This is a genomic window from Sphingomonas sp. (assembly GCF_031361285.1).
Classification (GTDB): domain Bacteria; phylum Pseudomonadota; class Alphaproteobacteria; order Sphingomonadales; family Sphingomonadaceae; genus Sphingomicrobium.
Genome location: NZ_JANMCO010000021.1, coordinates 1 through 16,737, shown reverse-complemented (window position 1 = coordinate 16,737; position 16,737 = coordinate 1). Strand labels below are relative to the sequence as shown.

Sequence of the window (16,737 nt, the reverse complement as noted above, 5' to 3'; positions counted from 1 at the left end):
ACTCCGTCGCGCCGAGATCGGATTTGGCGGGTTCGAGGCGTGGACCGAGGCGGTTTATGCCGAGGAAACACGGGCGTCGGAGAAGCTCGACGCCAAGCTGAAGCTCGAACTGCATTGGTTGCAGCGCGGCGTGACCGCGCGGCGCCGCCGCAATCAGGGACGATTGACCAAGCTCAATGAGATGCGGGCGCAGCGCGCGGCGATGCTGGGCACCGCCGGAACCGCCAAGCTGGCGATTGGCCAGGACGATGTCCGCTCGAAAACCGTGATTGACGCCGAACATGTGGCGAAGAGCTTTGGCGAACGGTCGATCATCCGGGACTTCACATTGCGTGTGCAGCGCGGCGACCGGATCGGCATCGTCGGGGCGAACGGGGCTGGCAAGACGACGCTGCTCAAACTGCTGACCGGCGAATTGCAGCCGGACAGTGGCAAGGTCGTCCAGGCCAAGACGCTGTCGGGAATTGTCATCGACCAGCAGCGCAAGCTGATGGAGCCGGGCAAGACCGTTCGCGATGTGCTTGCTCATGGCGGCGACTGGATCGACGTTCGCGGCCACAAGAAGCACCTCAAGGGATATTTGAAAGAGTTTCTGTTCGATCCGTCACTGACTGAAGCCCTGTTGGGGTCGCTGTCGGGCGGTGAACGGTCGCGGTTGCTGCTCGCGCGCGAATTCGCCCGCGAGGCCAACCTGCTGGTGCTCGACGAGCCGACCAACGATCTCGATCTCGAAACGCTCGACCTGCTGCAGGAAGTCATCGCCGATTATCAGGGGACGGTGCTGATCGTCAGCCACGACCGCGACTTCCTCGATCGGACGGTGACGGTAACGCTGGGCCTCGACGGGTCGGGACGAGTCGACATCGTCGCCGGCGGCTATGTGGATTGGGTCAAGCAGCGGCAGGAAGCGCGGCCGGCGGCCAAGGCCAAAGCTGCAGCCAAGGCGCCGTCCGAAAATGGCCGTTCAAACAAACTCAGCTACAAGCATCAGCGCGATCTCGACCGTTTGCCGAAGGAGATCGAGCGGCTCGAAGTGGCGATCGCCGCAGACGAAGCCACGCTCCACGATCCCGATTTGTTCGCTGCTGACCCACAGCGTTTCGCCGCTCTGACCAATCGGATCGCCCGCCATCGGGCCGAGAAGGACGCCGCCGAGCACCGCTGGCTCGAAGTCGCTGAGCTGGCCGAGGGACTAGCCCGCTAGCGTTGCCGCGACAGCAGGATCAGCACGATCCCGACGACGGCCAGTATTCCCCCACGCAATGCCCACGGCCGCTGGTCGAGCATGAACTGGATGCCGGCCAGTGGATGTAGCCGAGCCCCTGGCCGATCCACAGCAGGCCCATCAGCACGGCGAGCACACCGGTAATCAACAAAATGGTTTTCATTGCTTTATCCCTTGGGTGACAAGTTGTGCGCCCGCACGCGGATTGGCGCGGTTTCGGGCAGTGCGATCATCGCGCCGATGCCGACCAGCGAAATCGCTAGGACGTAATAAGCCGGGGCCAATGGGTCATGCAGCAAATCGGTCAACCAGGCGACCGCCAATTGCGCCGTTCCACCGAAAATCGCCACGGCAAGCGCATACACCAAGCCGAGCGATCCGGAGCGATTGCGGACTGGCAGCGCCTCGGTAAAACCGATTATCGCTGCTGCTGTCCCGAGTGTAGTAGCCGTAGACCGCCAGAAACTGACCATCCCGAGTACGAGCATGGTGGGAGAGGCGTTGAGCCAATAGAAAGCCGGAATCAGCGTGAGCACCAGCGCCAGCGAGCCGAACAGCATCACCGGCTTGCGCCCGAAGCGGTCCGAGGCAACGCCCCCGGCGAGATCGGCGATCACCGCCGCGAGCCCGAAGAAGATGGTCCCCGCAAAGGCGAGGTCGGTTGCCATATGCAGCGTCGTCTGCGCGTAAACGGTGAGGTAGCTTAGGCCGTATGAGCCGACAGTCGCGCTGACGATGATTAGGAAGCCAAGCAGCGCGATCCACAACACGCCGCGTCGGGCAAGCGCCGGTGCATCCTGCAGGCTGGCCGTGTGCAACGTCTCGTCGAGGCGGTTGCGCAGGTAAAGTCCGAACGGGACGATGCTCGCGCCAATCACCATCGCGATGCGCCAACCCCATTGGCCAAGCTGCGCATCGTCGAGCGTTGCGGCGAGCGCAAAGCCGATCAACCCGGCGACCAAAGCCCCCGTGTCCGCGGTCGCGAACTGGATCGACGCGTAGAGCCCGCGGCGTTCGACCGGGGCGGCCTCGATCAAATAAGCGATCGACGGACCGACTTCGCCGCCGATCGCGAACCCGAGCAGCAGCCGCAGGGCGATCATCATTGCCGGGGCGGCGATTCCGGCGACCGCGTAGGACGGCACCAGCGCTTGGCCGAGGATCGCCAGGCCAGTCAGCGTGAACGACAGCATCATCGCCGGCTTGCGTCCCGCGCGATCGCCATAGCGACCGATGACGAGCGCGCCGAGCGGCCGGGTGAGGAACCCGACCCCGAACGTGCCGAGCGCGAGAAGCAGTGGCGAAACCCCGCTGTCCGGCGGGTATATGGCGGCGCCGATCTGGACCGCGAAGATCCCGAAGATCAACAGGTCGTAAAAGGCGAGCGCGTTACCCAGCCCGACCGCGATGATCGCGTTCAGCTTGAGCGGTTTTCTTTTCTCTGCGCTCTCCATCCGCCCCCCTTGGCTCCTGTCGAGCCTAGGAGGGCGCGGTCGGCTCGCCTATTGATTTTCCGCGCCGCGCCCCGGCGCTCACCCCCGCGCCAGTTGTTCCCGCGCGCGCTCCTCGATCCGCCGCTCGAGAATGGTCAGCGGCATGGCGCCTTCCTTGAGTACTTCGTGGAATTGCTTCAGATCGAATTTCGGCCCGAGAATGGCCTGGGCATTGGTCCGGGCACGCATCCAAGCAATGTGGCCCATCTTGTAGCTGCACGCCTGGCCGATCGAAGCGCAATAGCGCTCGATTTCGCGCTGGACGCGGCCGCGCGCGAAGCCGGTGGTTTTGATCATATAGTCGATCGCTTTCTCGCGGCTCCAGCGCTTGGAATTGAGCCCGGTGTCGACCACCAGTCGCGTCGCGCGAAACAGGAACGACTGCAGATAGCCCGCCCGCTCAATGCCGGTGTAGCCGCCGAGCTCATCGGACAGCTGCTCCGAATAGAGCGCCCAGCCCTCGCCATAGGCGGAGTAGAAGCTGATTTTCCGGATCATCGGCAGGTCGCCTGACGTCTGGGCGAGGCTGATCTGCAGATGATGCCCGGGCACCCCTTCGTGATAGGTGAGCGACGGCAACGTGTATTTCGGCCAGTCCGCGGTCGACTTCAGATTGATGAAATAGATCGCCGGCCGAGAGCCATCGAGCGATGCGCGGCGGTAATAACCGTTCGATGCGCCGTCCTGGATTTCGGGCGGAACGCGGCGGATTTCGAGCGGCTGCGACGGCAAGGTGGCAAAAGCGTTGGGCAGGCGTGCCATCATGCTGGCTACACCGGCGTTCAATCCCGCGATGAGCTCGGTGCGCCCGGCATCATTGTCCGCGTAGAGTTGGGCCGGGTCGCGGTTGAGTGCTGAGAGCCGCTCGCCGACCGTGCCTTGGGTCAGGCCTGCAGCCCTTAGCAATGGCTCCAGCTTGGCGGTAATTTCGGCGACTTGGGCGAGCCCGATCTTGTGCACTTCGTCGGGCGTGAAGCGAGTTGTCGTCGCTTGTTCCAGCGCAGCGGCGTAGATCGCTTCGCCTTGCGGCAAACGCCATGCGCCATCGCCAGCGGGCGTGGTCGCGCGCAATTTCTCGACGGCGGCTATCTGCCGATCCAGCGCCGGATAGACCTGCTGGGTGACGATGGCCGCGGCCCGCCGCTGCCAATCGCCGGCAACGCCTTTGGCTGCGGCACGGCGAACCAGTGAATCGACCATGGTGCTCTGGTCGGCCGCCGGTGACCGCAGCTCGCGCATCTGCCCCAACGCGAGGTCCAGCGACCAGCCCGGCGCGACATAACCGCGGCCGGCCTGGCGGCGCTGTTCGGCGGTCTCGTTATCGAGGATGGTCGCGAACTGCGTGAGCCGCGACAGATAGGCGTCGGCGTCGGCCGAACTCTCGATAGTGTGGGCGCTGTTGAGAAAATCGGGGATGTTGAAATAGGCGCCGTCTTGCTGGCTGATGAGGTACGGGCTCTGGACCGAATCAAGGTCGAACCGGGCGGGAGCGGTGATATTCGTGCCAATGTCGTAGATGACGATTTCGCGGTTGAGCTTCGCGGCCGGCGAAAGCCCCGCCGGCGACACTGAGTTCAACTGTGCGAGGAATCGCCGATTGCGCGCCAAATCTTCGGCGCGCGCCGTCCGGTAAGGTCGGGTATCCAGCTTTGACCGCAGATAACCGAGTTTACCCTTGTCGAGGCCAAGCGAGGTGGCAAAGGTCGGCGACGCGCGGACTTGTTCGTTGAAGATTTTTTCGAACAAGGCGTTGAGCGCTGCATCGCCACGACCCTTGGCGCCTTTACCCGACGGAGCGACCAGTGCCTTGGCGGCGGCTCCGGAAACGAGCTGGAGCGAAAGCGCGGTGGCGCCTCCGGCATAGAGAAATGACCGACGATCCATGCGCAGAGTTCCTTACTCGAATGGAGTGACATTGAGCTTGGAATAGCCGCGCCAAGCGGGGCTGCAAGTGCGTTCGTCGAAAGCTACCCTACGCTTGCAGGCGATATTGCTTCAACAGATCATAAAGCGTCGGACGGCTGATCCCGAGCAGTTTCGCCGCGCCGGAAATATTGTTCTCGGTGCGGCTCATCGCTTGTCGGATCGCCCGGCGATCGGCGACTTCGCGGGCAGCGCGCAAGTTGATCGTCGGCGGGACTTCATCGGTGCCGCACGGAAGGTCGAGATCATCGGCCCCAATCATCTTGCCATCGGTCATGATCACCGCGCGCTTGATGCGATTTTCGAGCTCGCGGACATTGCCGGGCCAAGAATACGCATCGATTGTCGCGATGGCGTCGGGCGCCAGGCCCTGAACCTTCGGGTTCATTTCGCGGGCGAACACATTGACGAAATGCCGCGCGAGCAACACCGAGTCGCCCGCGCGCTCGGCTAGCGACGGGATTTTGACCACCACCTCGGCCAGCCGATAGTAGAGATCCTCGCGGAAGCCGCCGGTGGCGATCATGACCTCGAGATTTTGGTGGGTCGCGCAGACGATCCGGGTGTCGACAGGAATCGGCTGGCGGCCGCCGATGCGTTCGATCACCCGCTCCTGCAGGAAGCGCAACAGCTTGACTTGAAGCGCCAGCGGAATGTCGCCGACTTCGTCGAGGAACAGGGTCCCGCCTTCGGCAAGTTCGATTTTGCCGACGTTCATTTTCACCGCCCCGGTGAACGCGCCGCGTTCATAGCCGAACAGCTCGGATTCGAGCAGGTTCTCGGGGATCGCCGCGCAGTTGATTGCAACAAATGCACCGCCGCTGCGAGCGCTCTGCTCATGGACGGCGCGGGCCAGCAATTCCTTGCCGGTACCGCTGGCGCCCAGCAGCATGACCGATACGCTGGCGGTGGCGACACGCTCGATGGTCTTGGCGACCTTCAGCATTTCGGGCGCCGCGCTAATCATCGATCCCAGCACCGCGGTTTCGCCATCGGCCTCGAAGCGGCGGTTCTCGGTTTCGATGTCGTGGAGGTGGAACGCGCGCGCGACGATGAGACCGAGCTCGTCGATGTCGACGGGCTTGCGGTAAAAGTCATAGGCCCCGCAGGCGATCGCCTTCAAAGCGCTTTCCCGTGCGCCGTGGCCCGAGGCGACAATGACCTTGGTGTCGGGCTTCAGCCGGACCATCTCGGTCAGCGTCGCGAAACCTTCTTCGGTGCCATCGGGATCCGGCGGCAGGCCAAGGTCCAAAGTGACAACCGCTGGTTCGTGCACGCGCAACGCCTCGATCGCCGAGACGCGGTCGCCAGCGACCACCACGCGATAGCCGTCATACGCCCATTTCAATTGGCGCTGCAGACCTTCGTCGTCTTCGACGATCAGTAGAACGGGAAGGTCATTGGGTTCGCTCATGCGATTTTCCGTCGGATGGCGCTATCCGCGGGGGCCGCGGCGAGCATGATGGTGAAGGTGGTGCCGTGGCCGGGACGGCTATCGACACTAAGCCGTCCGCCCATCGCGGCGATCAGCGACCGGGCCTCGAACGAACCGATGCCAAAACCGTCGGCCTTGGTCGAAGCGAACGGCTGGAACAGCCGGTTGCGGATGAAATCCCCGTCCATGCCGCAGCCGTGATCGGCGATCGTCACCATCACCGAATTGCCGCGTCCGGCGACGCGCACGGTCACTGGCTTGGCAGCCGGACTGGCCTCGACGGCATTTTGGACCAAGTGCCCAATGGCTTGTCCCAAGCCGGTCGCGTCGACGACCGCGCTCAGCGACGCATCGCCAAGCAAGCGGACATCGTGGTTGCGGCGATTGGCGGCGATTGCCGCCGACAGGATTTCGCGGAGCGGGGAGGGCTCGCTGCGCTGCGCGCGCTGGGTTGCTTGCGGCGACAGGCGGGCCAGGAGCTCGTTCATCTTGCCGACCGAGCTCTTCAGAGTCGCGATCATATCTGTGCGGAACTCCTGGTTGTCCGCGTGGCGCTCGGCGTTGCGCGACAGCAGCGACAATTGGCTGACCAGGTTCTTGATGTCGTGGAGGATGAAGGCGAAGCGGCGGTTGAAGTCCTCGAACCGCTGCGCGTTGGACAGTGCTTCCTGGCCGTGGGCTTCGGCCAGCGAGCTCGCCGCCTGTCGGCCAGCGGTGCGCAGCAGGTCGAAATCTTCCCAGTCGAGGGCGCGGCGATAATCGGGGGCTGCCAACAGGACGAGGCCGAACAATCGGTCGTTGTGGATCAGTGGGACACCCGCCCAGGCAATGGCGTCATCGGCGATCCATGACGGCACGTCGATGACCATGTCCTTGGGATGGCCCCAGCGACCGCGATAGGCATCGAGCTCGAGGATTCGGCCAGAGCTTTCGACTTCGCGCCAGAAATCGCCGGAGCTTTCCATGTCCCCGGGGGGCGGGTTGCGGCCCGGCCAGTTCCACGCCGCGGACGACGTGAGCCCGCCGGATGCATCGGTCACCAGCAACAGCCCACCGGGCGCGTCGGCGATGTCGGCAAAGGCCTTGATTACCCGTTCGCCCAGCGGTGGTGCATCGGTTCCAGCGCGCCCCAAAGTCTCGGTGAAGCGCAGCCATTCGGTGCGATAGTCATAGCGGTGTTCGAACAGATGCTTGGCGAGTTTGACCTTCGCCCAGCTGCGCGCGCTGGGGCTGGGCAGCAGGACCATGGCGGCGACGGTCAAAAACGCCAGCAACGCGACCAGCAAGCTTCCCGACCAGTCCCAGCCCGTCCCGCGGAGCGCGGTGGCCAGGACCGTCATCACGGCGAAATAACCACAGATCGCCAGCAGCGAGAGCGACTGGAAGGTTGCCGCCCGCGACAAGCGGATCCGCCAGCCGTCTTCCTGCTTGGCGCCCAGGGCGAATAGCGGCGCGGTCAGCGCAACGGCGACGCCGCGCCAATCGACCAGCGCCGAGCCACCGCCGGCGCCGAGGTAAAAAATGGTGTAGAGGTTGAGGTCGTAGACCCAGATCAGCGCCAGCCCGAGCATGGCGAAGCGGATGGTCGATCGGCTTGCTGGTGCGGCCTGTCCGTAAAGGTTGTGGACGAGGACAAGCGAACCCGCCGCCCCGGTGATCCGCAACAGGGTTTCGGTCTCGACTAGCGGGCCGCTGTGGACCACCAGCGACAGTGTGTCGGCCACCAGTTGCAGACCGAATACCGCCGACACCGCGCCGTAAACCAGGCGAAGGCCATGCTGACGAGCCTCGCCGGTCGCCGACAGGCTGTAGAGCAATGAAACCCAAACCAGGTTGCGCGCGGTCTCGGCGTAGCTGACCAGCGGGTCGCCCGGGTCGATGGCCGAGAGCCAAGCCCAGCACGCCGTCAAGGCGAAGCCGCCAAGCAGCAGGCGATGGCCATCGAGGCGCGTACCGGCACCGAGCCGCCAGATCAGCAGCGCGACAAACATCGCCGCGGCCAGCGCGAAGCTCCAGAAGGAGATCAGGCCTTCCACGATGGCCACAGTGTCAAATCGTCCGACATGAGCGGCAGTGTCGCTAAACTTTACAAAGAAATGCTGAACGCTTCCGAAATCGGCCTTTATTCACCATAGGGAAAACGGAGGTGACGAATGGACAAGCGGCGCATCGGCAACAGCGACCTGGAGATCGCGCCGCTGGCGCTCGGCGGCAACGTGTTCGGCTGGACCGCCGACGAAGCTGCGAGTTTTGCCGTGCTCGATGCCTTCGTCGATGCCGGTGGGACGATGATCGACACCGCCGACGTTTATTCGGCCTGGGTGCCGGGGCACGTTGGTGGCGAGAGCGAGACAGTCATCGGCAAGTGGCTGCAACGCAGCGGCAAGCGCGACCAGGTGGTGATCGCAACCAAGGTCGGCTTCCTCGCCGGCCTCGCGCCGGGGACTGTCGGCCCGGCTTGCGATGCGTCGCTGCAGCGGCTCGGGATCGACTGCATCGATTTGTACTACCAGCATAAGGACGACGAGGCGGTTCCGCTGGCCGACAGTTTGGGGGCTTTCGAGGAACTGCGTGAGCATGGCAAGATCCGCGAAATCGGGCTGTCGCAATTCACTGCCCCGCGTGTCAGCGAAGCTATGCAAGTTGCTGAACAACATGGGTTTATGCAGCCATGTGCGCTGCAGACCTGGTACAATATGGTCGAGCGAGAGAAGCTCGAGGGGCCGCTTGGCGACGCGGCCGCGGCCCACGGCATGGGCGTCCTACCCTTCTACAGCCTCGCCAACGGCTTCCTCACCAGCAAGTACCGGACGCCCGACGATCTCAGCAAATCGGTCCGCGGCCAGCGTAATGTCGAATATCTGGCAGGACGCGGAATGCGGGTGCTCGCCGCCCTCGACGAGGTCGCGGCCGAGACCGGGGCCGCGCTGGCAACGGTGACGCTCGCCTGGACCATGGCCCAGCCCGGTATCACCGCCCCGATCGCCAGCGCCACCAGCGTCGATCAGTTGCGGGAGTTAGTCGCGGCGCTGACACTGGACCTGACGCCAGACCAGATCGAGCAACTTAACGCGGCGAGCGCCTAGCCCTTCTTCAAAATATCGAGCGCGGTCAGCGTCAGGGCTTCGGTCGCGGTGGAGATTACGGCGTCGGCGTCGGGTGCCCACAGCGGGCTGTGTAGCGACGGTAGCTTCGAGGCATCGCCGCCGGCCGCGTCCCATTTGGCCCTGGGCGTGCCGCCGACCCAGAAGATCAGGCTCTCGACCCTCTTGTCGGCGAGCCAGAAGCGGCTGAAATCTTCGCCGCCCATCACCGCCGGGGTCTTGATCGCCCGCTCCGGCCCGAAATGCTCGGTGAACAAAGCGAGCGCGCGGGCTGACAGTTTCTCGGTGTTGAAGGTCGACGGCGTGAACTCGGCGTCGCGGATCGTCACCACTGGCATGCGGTCTTCGGGCATCCCGGCGGCAATCGCTTCGCCGCGGGCGATGCGGCGGATTCCGTCGAGCAGCAGCGTGCGCACCGCGGGCGTGTAACTGCGCACCGTCAGCTGCAATTTGGCCTCGTCCGAAATGATGTTGTGCTTCGTGCCGGCGTGGAAGCTGCCGACAGTGACGACGGCCGGATTGGCGGGATCATTCTCGCGGCTGACCAGGGTCTGCAGCGTGGTGACGATGCGCGCCGCAAGGACGATCGGATCCTTGGTGGTCTGCGGATAAGCACCGTGTCCGCCGACTCCTTTCACCGAGATATCGACGCTGTCGACGTTAGCGAGTGCGTAGCCCGACGTGACTCCGATCACGCCGGCGGGAAGCGCCGCCGCGTCGTGGAACGCCAGGACATAATCGGGTTTGGGAAAGCGCGTGTAGAGTCCGTCGTCGAGCATCGCCTTGGCGCCTTCGCCGGTCTCTTCGCCCGGCTGCAGGATCATCACCAGCGTGCCGGACCACTGGTCCTTCATCGCCGCCAGCCGGCGGGCGGTGCCGAGCCAGCTGGTCATGTGGGTGTCGTGGCCGCAGGCGTGCATCACGCCGGTCTCGACGCCCGAACGCGCCATCGCCCGGACCTTAGAGGCGAACGGCAATCCGGTCTGCTCGACCACCGGCAGCGCGTCCATGTCGGCGCGCAGCAGCAGCACCGGTCCGGGTCCGTTCTTCATCACCGCGACGACCCCGGTCTTGCCGACATGCTCGGTTACGGTGAAGCCCAGTTTGCGCGCTTCCGCGGCGAGCTTGGCCGGGGTTCGCACCTCCGCCATCGACAGTTCGGGGTTGGCGTGAAGGTCGCGGTACAGGGTCATCAACTGCGGCATGTCGGCACGAATGGCGTCCCGCAGCGCGGCGGCGTTGGCGGTGGCCGGCAAGGCGATGGGCAGCGTCATGGCCGTCAGGGCCAGCAGCAGGGTCTTTGTCATGGCACGCGTTTCCTAACCGGAGGGAATGAGCTCGAGCACGTCGATCTGCGATTCAAAATGGGGCCTGGGCATCAGCATCCGCCAGCGGTTGGGGCCGATCCGCTCGACGAAGGCGGCGACGTCGCGCTCCTGATCGCGGCCATATTGCAACGCGCGGCGCTCATCGCCCAGCACGACGGTGCCGAGGAACACCTGGCGCATGGCGTCGCCGGGAAAGACCAGGCCGAGCTGGCGCTGCGAACCGGTCATCTTGGCAAAGGATTGCAGGTCGGCGTCGGGGCCGATGCGGCAAGTGAAGGCGGGGTAGCCGACGTAATCGAGCATGCCGGGGGTCTTGGCGCCAAGCTTGATGACGCGGCAGCGGTAATCGCCGTTGGGTATCGCGCCGCCGGCCAGCGCCGCATCGGGATCGAGCAGCGCGCCTTCGCGGGCGATTTCGGCGGCATGACCGGCCGCGCGGGCGGATTGGAGGGCGGCGGTGAAGGCGCTGCGCCAGTCGCGCAGGCGGGCGCGGTCGTCGGGCGTGGCGATCTCGCGCCAGTCGCGAACGGGCGCATCAATCACGGCGCCGCTCGGCGTCATCGCCGAGCAGGCGGACAGAGTGAGGCCGAGGGCCGCGAAGGCAAGCGCGCGTTTCATCGTCCCGACGAGCGTAGCAAAGCCACCCAGCCGCGCAACTGGCACGGCGTGGAAATGGGCATTTGGTTTATGTGTGCTTTGAGTGGAATGCGGACCTTAGCTAAACACGCCTCAGGCCGTTTCGACGACGTAGTCATCGCCGTAGAATTTGCTGGTGCTTTTTGTGTGGAAGGTAACGGCTTTGATCGGCTCGTATTTGGGCTCGCCGAGGCCGGGCAGCACTTCGAGAACTTCGTCTTCCCATAGATAGACGGCCATCGGGAAGGACACCCTCGGGGTCGAAAGGTGCGATCCGTCGCGCGGCTTGCCCACACGATGCGTCGTCGACGGCAGCCGGTCATTGCTGATCCGCTGCATATAATCGCCGGTGTTGATGATGATTGAGCCGTGTGGAGCGTGCAAGCGGACCCATTTCCCGGTTCCGTGATTCCAGACCTGAAGTCCCTCCATCCGCGTTGCGGGCAAGATCGTGAAAAGATCCACGTCTTCGTGGCCAAGCAGCCGGCCGGCCCCGGAACGGTCCTGCTCGTTGGTCAGAGGCGGATAATAATTCAGCCGCAGGCCGAAATTCGTGCCAGTCAGTTTGCGATCAAAGATGTGCGGATCGACCCCCAGGCCCTGAAACATGGCCTGCGCTAGCGGTTTGAAAAGCGGCTCGTGGGCAAGGACTAGGCGGCGGAATTGCTCCTCATATTCCGCACGTGGCCAGTATTCGTCGGCGTGAAATGACCCGTCGCGTTCCTGCGGAATGTCGAACGCGCGCCGGCACCAAACCCAACCCTCGACGAGGTCGGGATGAATCTCGCTCGTTTCCTCAAGCGGGAAATAGCCCTGATTGACTGAGCCGTGGCGCCTCGCGCGGAAGCGCATTTTTTGGTCGACAGGCGTGGTCGTAAACAGGTCGAGCACCTGGTCGTGGACGTTGTCGTAAAGGGCGGCGTCGACTCCATGGCCGGTCAGTACCGCAAAGCCGATCTGCTGGAGGGCGGTCCCCAACTCCTCTGCGAAGCGTGCCTTGGCCGAGACACTCCCGTGCAGAAATGGCTCGAAGTCCAGCGTCGCGATCCGGTAATCCTCGTCGAACTCATCGCCGTCGTGCTCGGCCAGGCGATACGTGTGCGTCTTTAGCACCTGATCGTATTTTTCGAACTCGCGGTTGTGGGCGTTGGTATCGGTCATGATATCGCAACCGACGATTCGGCAAAGTCGGCCTTCTCTTCCTGCTGCCCTGTCATGGCGGCACGGAACATGACCGCCGCGGCGTAGAGAACGACCGCGAAGACCAGCCAGCGCAGGAGCTCCAGCGGCATGGATTTTACGACTAGGGCCGCGATCAGGACGGCCGGGATGCCGCCAATCGCCAATCCCAGGACAATGCGCAGGTCGACCTCGCCAATCTTCATGTGCCGAATACTTGCTCCGACGCCCATCAAAGAACCTCCGGTCGCCATGATTGGGAAGCAAAGCCTCGGGTCCATGCCCATCAAGCTTAGCAGAACGAGCGATGGCGCGTAATTGCCAACCCCAAAATTCGCTAGAATGCCGAACCCGAAGCTCGCGGCGATCGCCGCGACCGTCGGACCGATCGGCAGCCCGGTAGCGGTGCCGCCGCCGGGGAACAGGTGAAGGTTGGTCATAGCGTACGCGGTTGCCGCCAGCACCAGCCCAATCGCCACGATCAGCTGGACTATCCAGACTCTGGCCCTCGCCACCAGAGGCGCTCCGACGAGCCCGCCCAGCATCGTCGCGATCGCGCATCCAAACAGGAGGACCGGATCGACCAACACGCCGAGCAGGATGAGAAAAATGATGCTTTCGGCCAGCGCGGGTGGCGTGAGGCCGACTAGCATCGTTGGCGGAATCAGCCGGTCGGGAACCATCCTGCGGAACTTGAGCCAGACCGTTGTCGTGGCAAACGAGCCGATTCCCAACGCATCAAAAAAGTTGACGATGGCGCCTACGTAAAGCGCCTCGATATTCGGCCGGATACGCCGCGCGATAGCCGCACGCGCCAAGACGACGGCGTAAAACCAGATCGCAAGGCCCAGCGAAACCAGGAGCGCAATCAACATGGCAGCTGCGCAAATGTCATAAGAATTCACCTGAAACAAAAAAACCCGTCGGGTGGCGGGCGGGCAGTCGATGATCGTCAGCTAGTCGATCAGTCGCGCCATCGCGCCGCAAGAGGATAGTTGCGCCACCAGAGGCGGAACGTACGGTCAGTAGCGATGGCATTCAGGTGCGTCATTCCACGTCTCGCTAGGCCAGGCAATCGCCCGGGGTCAAGCGCATGTCCGCAATGGGTCGAAAGCGGACGTTCGTTCAATGAATGACCGTTTTTGACTAGCTAACCGCGCATTTGAGCGTCTGGCGCGGCGATTGCGGCGGAGAATCCTGGCGCGGCGGTGCGGGCTGGCGGGAGCTTGACCGTGACCGACGACGACAGCTGGCGACTGGGGCGATGGCAGCTGGTGGCGGTTATCAGCAGCAGGATGAGTGCGGCCTCATATTGTCGATTCACGTCGCGCCCCTCGGTCCCGGTCGGCGTCAAGCTGTGGGGCCGAGGGATTACCAAGGAGTTACGAAGCGATCGCCGAACTGTTCACGGGCAGCTAGGCGGCGGTCCAGCCGCCATCCATGCTGAGGTTGGCGCCGGTGATCGAGCCGGCCTCGTCGCGGCACAGGAACAGGGCAAAGGCGGCGATTTCCTCGGGGGTGACGAAGCGCTTGGTCGGCTGGGCGGCGAGGAGGACGTCGTTGATGACTTGCTCGCGGGTCAGGCCACGGGCCTGCATCGTGTCGGGGATCTGGTTTTCGACCAGCGTCGTCCAGACATAGCCGGGCGAGATGCAATTGGCGGTGACACCATCGCGCGCCGCTTCCAGCGCGACCGTCTTGGTGAGGCCGGCGATGCCGTGCTTGGCGGCGACATAAGCGGACTTATTGGGGCTGGCGACGAGGCTGTGGGCCGACGCGGTGTTGATGATCCGGCCCCATTTTTTCGCCCGCATGGCTGGCAGCGCGAGGCGGACGGTGTGGAACGCGGCGGTCAAATTGATGGCGATGATCGAGTCCCATTTGTCGGGCGGGAAGCTTTCAATCGGGCTGACGTGCTGGATGCCGGCGTTGTTGACCAGCACGTCGGGCGGGCCAAGCTCGGCCGAGCAGCGCGCCATCATCGCTTCGATGGCGGCAGGATCCGAGAGGTCGGCGCCGTCGTGCAGCGCGCCCAGTTCGGTGCACAGCGCCTGGATTTGGCTCGCGTCGCCGAAGCCGTTGAGCATCACTTTCGCGCCCTCGGCGGCAAACGCGCGGGCGATGGCGAGGCCGATCCCCGACGTCGATCCGGTAATCAGCGCAACCTTGCCGGCAAGAATCATCGGAGCTCCTTTCCATCGCGCTCCTTGCCGCCGCCGCGCCGGTTTGCAACTGCCATGGCCTTTCGCGCATTACGGCAAGCAACAGGAGGCAGCATCATGCGGTTGGGTGACGAGGGCAGCGGCAATTTCGACGACCGGACCGGGCAAAGCGGCTTTGGTCGCGGCGGGGGCGGCGGCAATTTGCTCGGCTGCTTGCTGCCGTTCGTGCTCAGCCGCTTCGGCATTGTCGGCGTGCTGGTGCTGCTGGTCGGTTATTGCGCGCTGACCTCGCTGGGCGGCGGTGGCATCCTCGGTGGCGGCAGCGGCGCCGGGCCGACGGCGAGCAGCGCCTCGACCCTCAGCGCCGAGGACAAAAGAACGCTGACATCGGTCCTGCTGTCGACCGAGAAAGTGTGGGGCGACATCTTCCAGAAGAATGGGAAGCGCTACACGCCCACCACCTTGGTCGCTTATTCGAACGCCAATCAATCGGGCTGCGGCGCGGCGCAGGCGGCGATGGGGCCATTCTATTGCCCGACCGACAAGGAAATTTACATCGACCCGCAATTCTTCACCGAATTGCGATCCAAGTTCAACGCGCCGGGCGACTTTCCCCAAGCCTATGTCATCGCCCACGAAGTCGGCCACCACATCCAGGATCTCGAAGGCCGGCTTGACCAGGCGGCGACCGCGCAAGCCCGCGCCAGCCGCGCCGACGGCAATGCCATCCAGGTCGGCATCGAGCTCCAGGCCGATTGCTACGCCGGGGTGTGGGCAGCCAATGCCAAGGCGCCCGACGGCACGCCGGCGCTCGAGCCGGGCGATGTCGAGGAAGGCATGCGCGCGGCCGACGCGATCGGCGACGATACGCTGCAGAAAGAAATGCAGGGCCGGGTCGTCCCCGAAAGCTTCACCCACGGCTCAGCCGCCCAGCGCATGGCGGCGCTGCGCACCGGTTTGCAAAGCGGCAACCCGGCGGCGTGCAATTTCAACGCGCGCTAAAGCTTGACCAGCATTTTGCCGGTGTTGGCGCCCGAGAACAGGCCGAGGAAAGCTTCGGGCATCGCCTCGAGCCCGTCGACCACGGTGTCGCGCGCGGTCACCTGGCCACCGGCGATCCAGCCGCCCATGTCGCGGTAGAATTCGCCCAGTCGCGGCACATAATCGGTGTAGATGAAACCCTGCAGCCGGATGCGCATGCCGATGATCCGCATGATGTAGCGCAGCGACGCCGGCTGGCCGCTGTTGTAGCTATCGATCATCCCGCAGAGGGCAAAGCGCGCGTCGCGGCGGGCGAGCGCCAAAGCGGCGTCGAGATGGTCGCCGCCGACATTGTCGAAATAGACGTCGATGCCATCGGGCGCGGCGGCGGCCAGCGATTTGACGATCGGGCCTTCGGAATAATCGATCGCCGCGTCGGCGCCCAAGGAGCAGACGAAGTCGCATTTTTCGGGCCCGCGGGCCGCGCCGATCACGGTCATGCCCTTGGCCTTGGCGATCTGGACGACGGCTGAGCCGACCGCGCCGGCGGCGGCCGAGACGAAGACAATGTCGCCTTCCTTGGCCGACGCGGCGTCGAGCAGGCCGAAATAAGCGGTGCCGCCGGTCAGGCCGAGATTGCCGAGAAACGCCTGCGGTTCGACGCCGAGATCGGGGAGCTTGTTCAAAGCGGCGGCGGGCAGGACGGCTTCGTCGCGCCAGCCGGCCATATGCAGCACCCAGTCGCCGGGCTGGAACCCGTCGGCTTTGGACTCGACCACTTCGCCGACCGCGCCGCCCTCCATCGGGGCGTCGATCGCGAACGGCGGGACATAGCTCTTCACGTCGTTCATCCGCCCGCGCATGTACGGGTCGACCGACAGCCAGCGATTGGCGACGCGGACCATGCCGTCGTCGAGGCGCGGCAGATCGAGCGGCTCAAGCGCGAAATTATCCGCCGTCGGGGTGCCTTGCGGGCGGCTCTTCAAATGCCAGGCGCGGGCCATAAGCGATCTCCTTTGGCACCAGCCGATAGGCGCACGGCCCGGCACTGGAAAGGGCGCTGGGTGGCTGGTGGAGCTGAGGAGGATCGAACTCCTGACCTCTGCAGTGCGATTGCACAGACTCGACGCGCTTACATAGAGAAAACCGCAGTAAAACTGCGTGCTTTTCGTGCTCAAACGATCAGAATCGCGCGATTTACGATACACTGCGATACGGGATTTTGTTATGACTGCAATGGGTCGGTTGTGGCCGAAGCGGGTGGAAAGCAG

General features: G+C 64.2%; 15 protein-coding genes. 3 read left to right on the top strand and 12 right to left on the bottom strand.

The window, feature by feature from the left end; all coding sequences use genetic code 11:
- On the top strand, nucleotides 1-1,204 hold a 1,204-nt coding region (locus tag RMO25_RS02455; protein ID WP_309661021.1), incomplete at its 5' end, for an ATP-binding cassette domain-containing protein.
- Nucleotides 1,205-1,223: 19 nt separating this feature from the next.
- Here RMO25_RS02455 and RMO25_RS02450 read toward each other — a convergent pair.
- The 5 genes from RMO25_RS02450 to prsK form a co-directional block, all read right to left on the bottom strand.
- Nucleotides 1,224-1,388, bottom strand: a complete 165-nt coding sequence (locus tag RMO25_RS02450) for a hypothetical protein (protein ID WP_309661020.1) — start codon at nucleotides 1,386-1,388, stop codon at nucleotides 1,224-1,226.
- Nucleotides 1,389-1,392: 4 nt separating this feature from the next.
- On the bottom strand, nucleotides 1,393-2,679 hold the full coding sequence (locus RMO25_RS02445; RefSeq protein WP_309661019.1) for an MFS transporter: 1,287 nt from the start codon (nucleotides 2,677-2,679) through the stop codon (nucleotides 1,393-1,395).
- A 78-nt stretch (nucleotides 2,680-2,757) separates the two neighbouring features.
- Complete coding sequence (locus RMO25_RS02440; protein WP_309661018.1) at nucleotides 2,758-4,602, bottom strand: DUF885 family protein; 1,845 nt, start codon at nucleotides 4,600-4,602, stop codon at nucleotides 2,758-2,760.
- Between the two features lie 88 nt (nucleotides 4,603-4,690).
- Nucleotides 4,691-6,055 carry a PEP-CTERM-box response regulator transcription factor gene (gene prsR / locus RMO25_RS02435; RefSeq protein ID WP_309661017.1) on the bottom strand — a complete coding sequence of 455 codons (1,365 nt, stop codon included), beginning with the start codon at nucleotides 6,053-6,055 and terminating at the stop codon, nucleotides 4,691-4,693.
- Nucleotides 6,052-8,112: an XrtA/PEP-CTERM system histidine kinase PrsK gene (gene prsK / locus RMO25_RS02430; protein WP_309661016.1), complete on the bottom strand. Its 2,061-nt coding sequence runs from the start codon at nucleotides 8,110-8,112 to the stop codon at nucleotides 6,052-6,054. Before prsK ends, prsR begins: the two co-directional genes overlap by 4 nt.
- 117 nt (nucleotides 8,113-8,229) lie before the next feature.
- Between prsK and RMO25_RS02425 the strand changes: the two genes are divergently transcribed.
- Entirely contained in the window at nucleotides 8,230-9,162 is a 933-nt protein-coding gene (locus RMO25_RS02425; protein WP_309661015.1) for an aldo/keto reductase, read from the top strand.
- Here the strand turns inward: RMO25_RS02425 and RMO25_RS02420 are convergent.
- The 6 genes from RMO25_RS02420 to RMO25_RS02395 all read right to left on the bottom strand — a co-directional run bounded on the left by RMO25_RS02420 (nucleotide 9,159) and on the right by RMO25_RS02395 (nucleotide 14,506).
- Nucleotides 9,159-10,487: an amidohydrolase gene (locus RMO25_RS02420; RefSeq protein WP_309661014.1), complete on the bottom strand. Its 1,329-nt coding sequence runs from the start codon at nucleotides 10,485-10,487 to the stop codon at nucleotides 9,159-9,161. The genes RMO25_RS02425 and RMO25_RS02420 overlap by 4 nt on opposite strands.
- 12 nt (nucleotides 10,488-10,499) lie before the next feature.
- Nucleotides 10,500-11,126: a DUF4893 domain-containing protein gene (locus RMO25_RS02415; RefSeq protein ID WP_309661013.1), complete on the bottom strand. Its 627-nt coding sequence runs from the start codon at nucleotides 11,124-11,126 to the stop codon at nucleotides 10,500-10,502.
- Nucleotides 11,127-11,237: 111 nt separating this feature from the next.
- Entirely contained in the window at nucleotides 11,238-12,305 is a 1,068-nt protein-coding gene (locus RMO25_RS02410; protein WP_309661012.1) for a 2OG-Fe(II) oxygenase family protein, read from the bottom strand.
- Nucleotides 12,302-13,198 carry a sulfite exporter TauE/SafE family protein gene (locus RMO25_RS02405; protein WP_309661011.1) on the bottom strand — a complete coding sequence of 299 codons (897 nt, stop codon included), beginning with the start codon at nucleotides 13,196-13,198 and terminating at the stop codon, nucleotides 12,302-12,304. The genes RMO25_RS02410 and RMO25_RS02405 overlap by 4 nt, the downstream gene beginning before the upstream one ends.
- Before the next feature lie 275 nt (nucleotides 13,199-13,473).
- A complete protein-coding gene (locus tag RMO25_RS02400) occupies nucleotides 13,474-13,647 on the bottom strand; it encodes a hypothetical protein (RefSeq protein WP_309661010.1) in 174 nt (57 codons plus the stop codon).
- Between the two features lie 91 nt (nucleotides 13,648-13,738).
- On the bottom strand, nucleotides 13,739-14,506 hold the full coding sequence (locus RMO25_RS02395) for a 3-hydroxybutyrate dehydrogenase (RefSeq protein WP_309661009.1): 768 nt from the start codon (nucleotides 14,504-14,506) through the stop codon (nucleotides 13,739-13,741).
- 96 nt (nucleotides 14,507-14,602) lie between these two features.
- Between RMO25_RS02395 and RMO25_RS02390 the strand changes: the two genes are divergently transcribed.
- Complete coding sequence (locus tag RMO25_RS02390) at nucleotides 14,603-15,487, top strand: neutral zinc metallopeptidase (protein ID WP_309661008.1); 885 nt, start codon at nucleotides 14,603-14,605, stop codon at nucleotides 15,485-15,487.
- Here RMO25_RS02390 and RMO25_RS02385 read toward each other — a convergent pair.
- Complete coding sequence (locus tag RMO25_RS02385; RefSeq protein ID WP_309661007.1) at nucleotides 15,484-16,470, bottom strand: NADP-dependent oxidoreductase; 987 nt, start codon at nucleotides 16,468-16,470, stop codon at nucleotides 15,484-15,486. The two genes, RMO25_RS02390 and RMO25_RS02385, sit on opposite strands and share 4 nt — an antisense overlap.
- Between the last annotated feature and the right edge of the window lie 267 nt (nucleotides 16,471-16,737).

Bases quoted from the DNA above. Each gene is read 5' to 3' on its own strand.
- RMO25_RS02450 (WP_309661020.1), bottom strand. From the start codon at position 1,388: ATGAAAACCATTTTGTTGATTACCGGTGTGCTCGCCGTGCTGATGGGC.
- RMO25_RS02445 (WP_309661019.1), bottom strand. From the start codon at position 2,679: ATGGAGAGCGCAGAGAAAAGAAAACCGCTCAAGCTGAACGCGATCATC.
- RMO25_RS02440 (WP_309661018.1), bottom strand. From the start codon at position 4,602: ATGGATCGTCGGTCATTTCTCTATGCCGGAGGCGCCACCGCGCTTTCG.
- prsR (WP_309661017.1), bottom strand. From the start codon at position 6,055: ATGAGCGAACCCAATGACCTTCCCGTTCTACTGATCGTCGAAGACGAC.
- RMO25_RS02425 (WP_309661015.1), top strand. From the start codon at position 8,230: ATGGACAAGCGGCGCATCGGCAACAGCGACCTGGAGATCGCGCCGCTG.
- RMO25_RS02420 (WP_309661014.1), bottom strand. From the start codon at position 10,487: ATGACAAAGACCCTGCTGCTGGCCCTGACGGCCATGACGCTGCCCATC.
- RMO25_RS02415 (WP_309661013.1), bottom strand. From the start codon at position 11,126: ATGAAACGCGCGCTTGCCTTCGCGGCCCTCGGCCTCACTCTGTCCGCC.
- RMO25_RS02410 (WP_309661012.1), bottom strand. From the start codon at position 12,305: ATGACCGATACCAACGCCCACAACCGCGAGTTCGAAAAATACGATCAG.
- RMO25_RS02405 (WP_309661011.1), bottom strand. From the start codon at position 13,198: ATGTTGATTGCGCTCCTGGTTTCGCTGGGCCTTGCGATCTGGTTTTAC.
- RMO25_RS02395 (WP_309661009.1), bottom strand. From the start codon at position 14,506: ATGATTCTTGCCGGCAAGGTTGCGCTGATTACCGGATCGACGTCGGGG.
- RMO25_RS02390 (WP_309661008.1), top strand. From the start codon at position 14,603: ATGCGGTTGGGTGACGAGGGCAGCGGCAATTTCGACGACCGGACCGGG.
- RMO25_RS02385 (WP_309661007.1), bottom strand. From the start codon at position 16,470: ATGGCCCGCGCCTGGCATTTGAAGAGCCGCCCGCAAGGCACCCCGACG.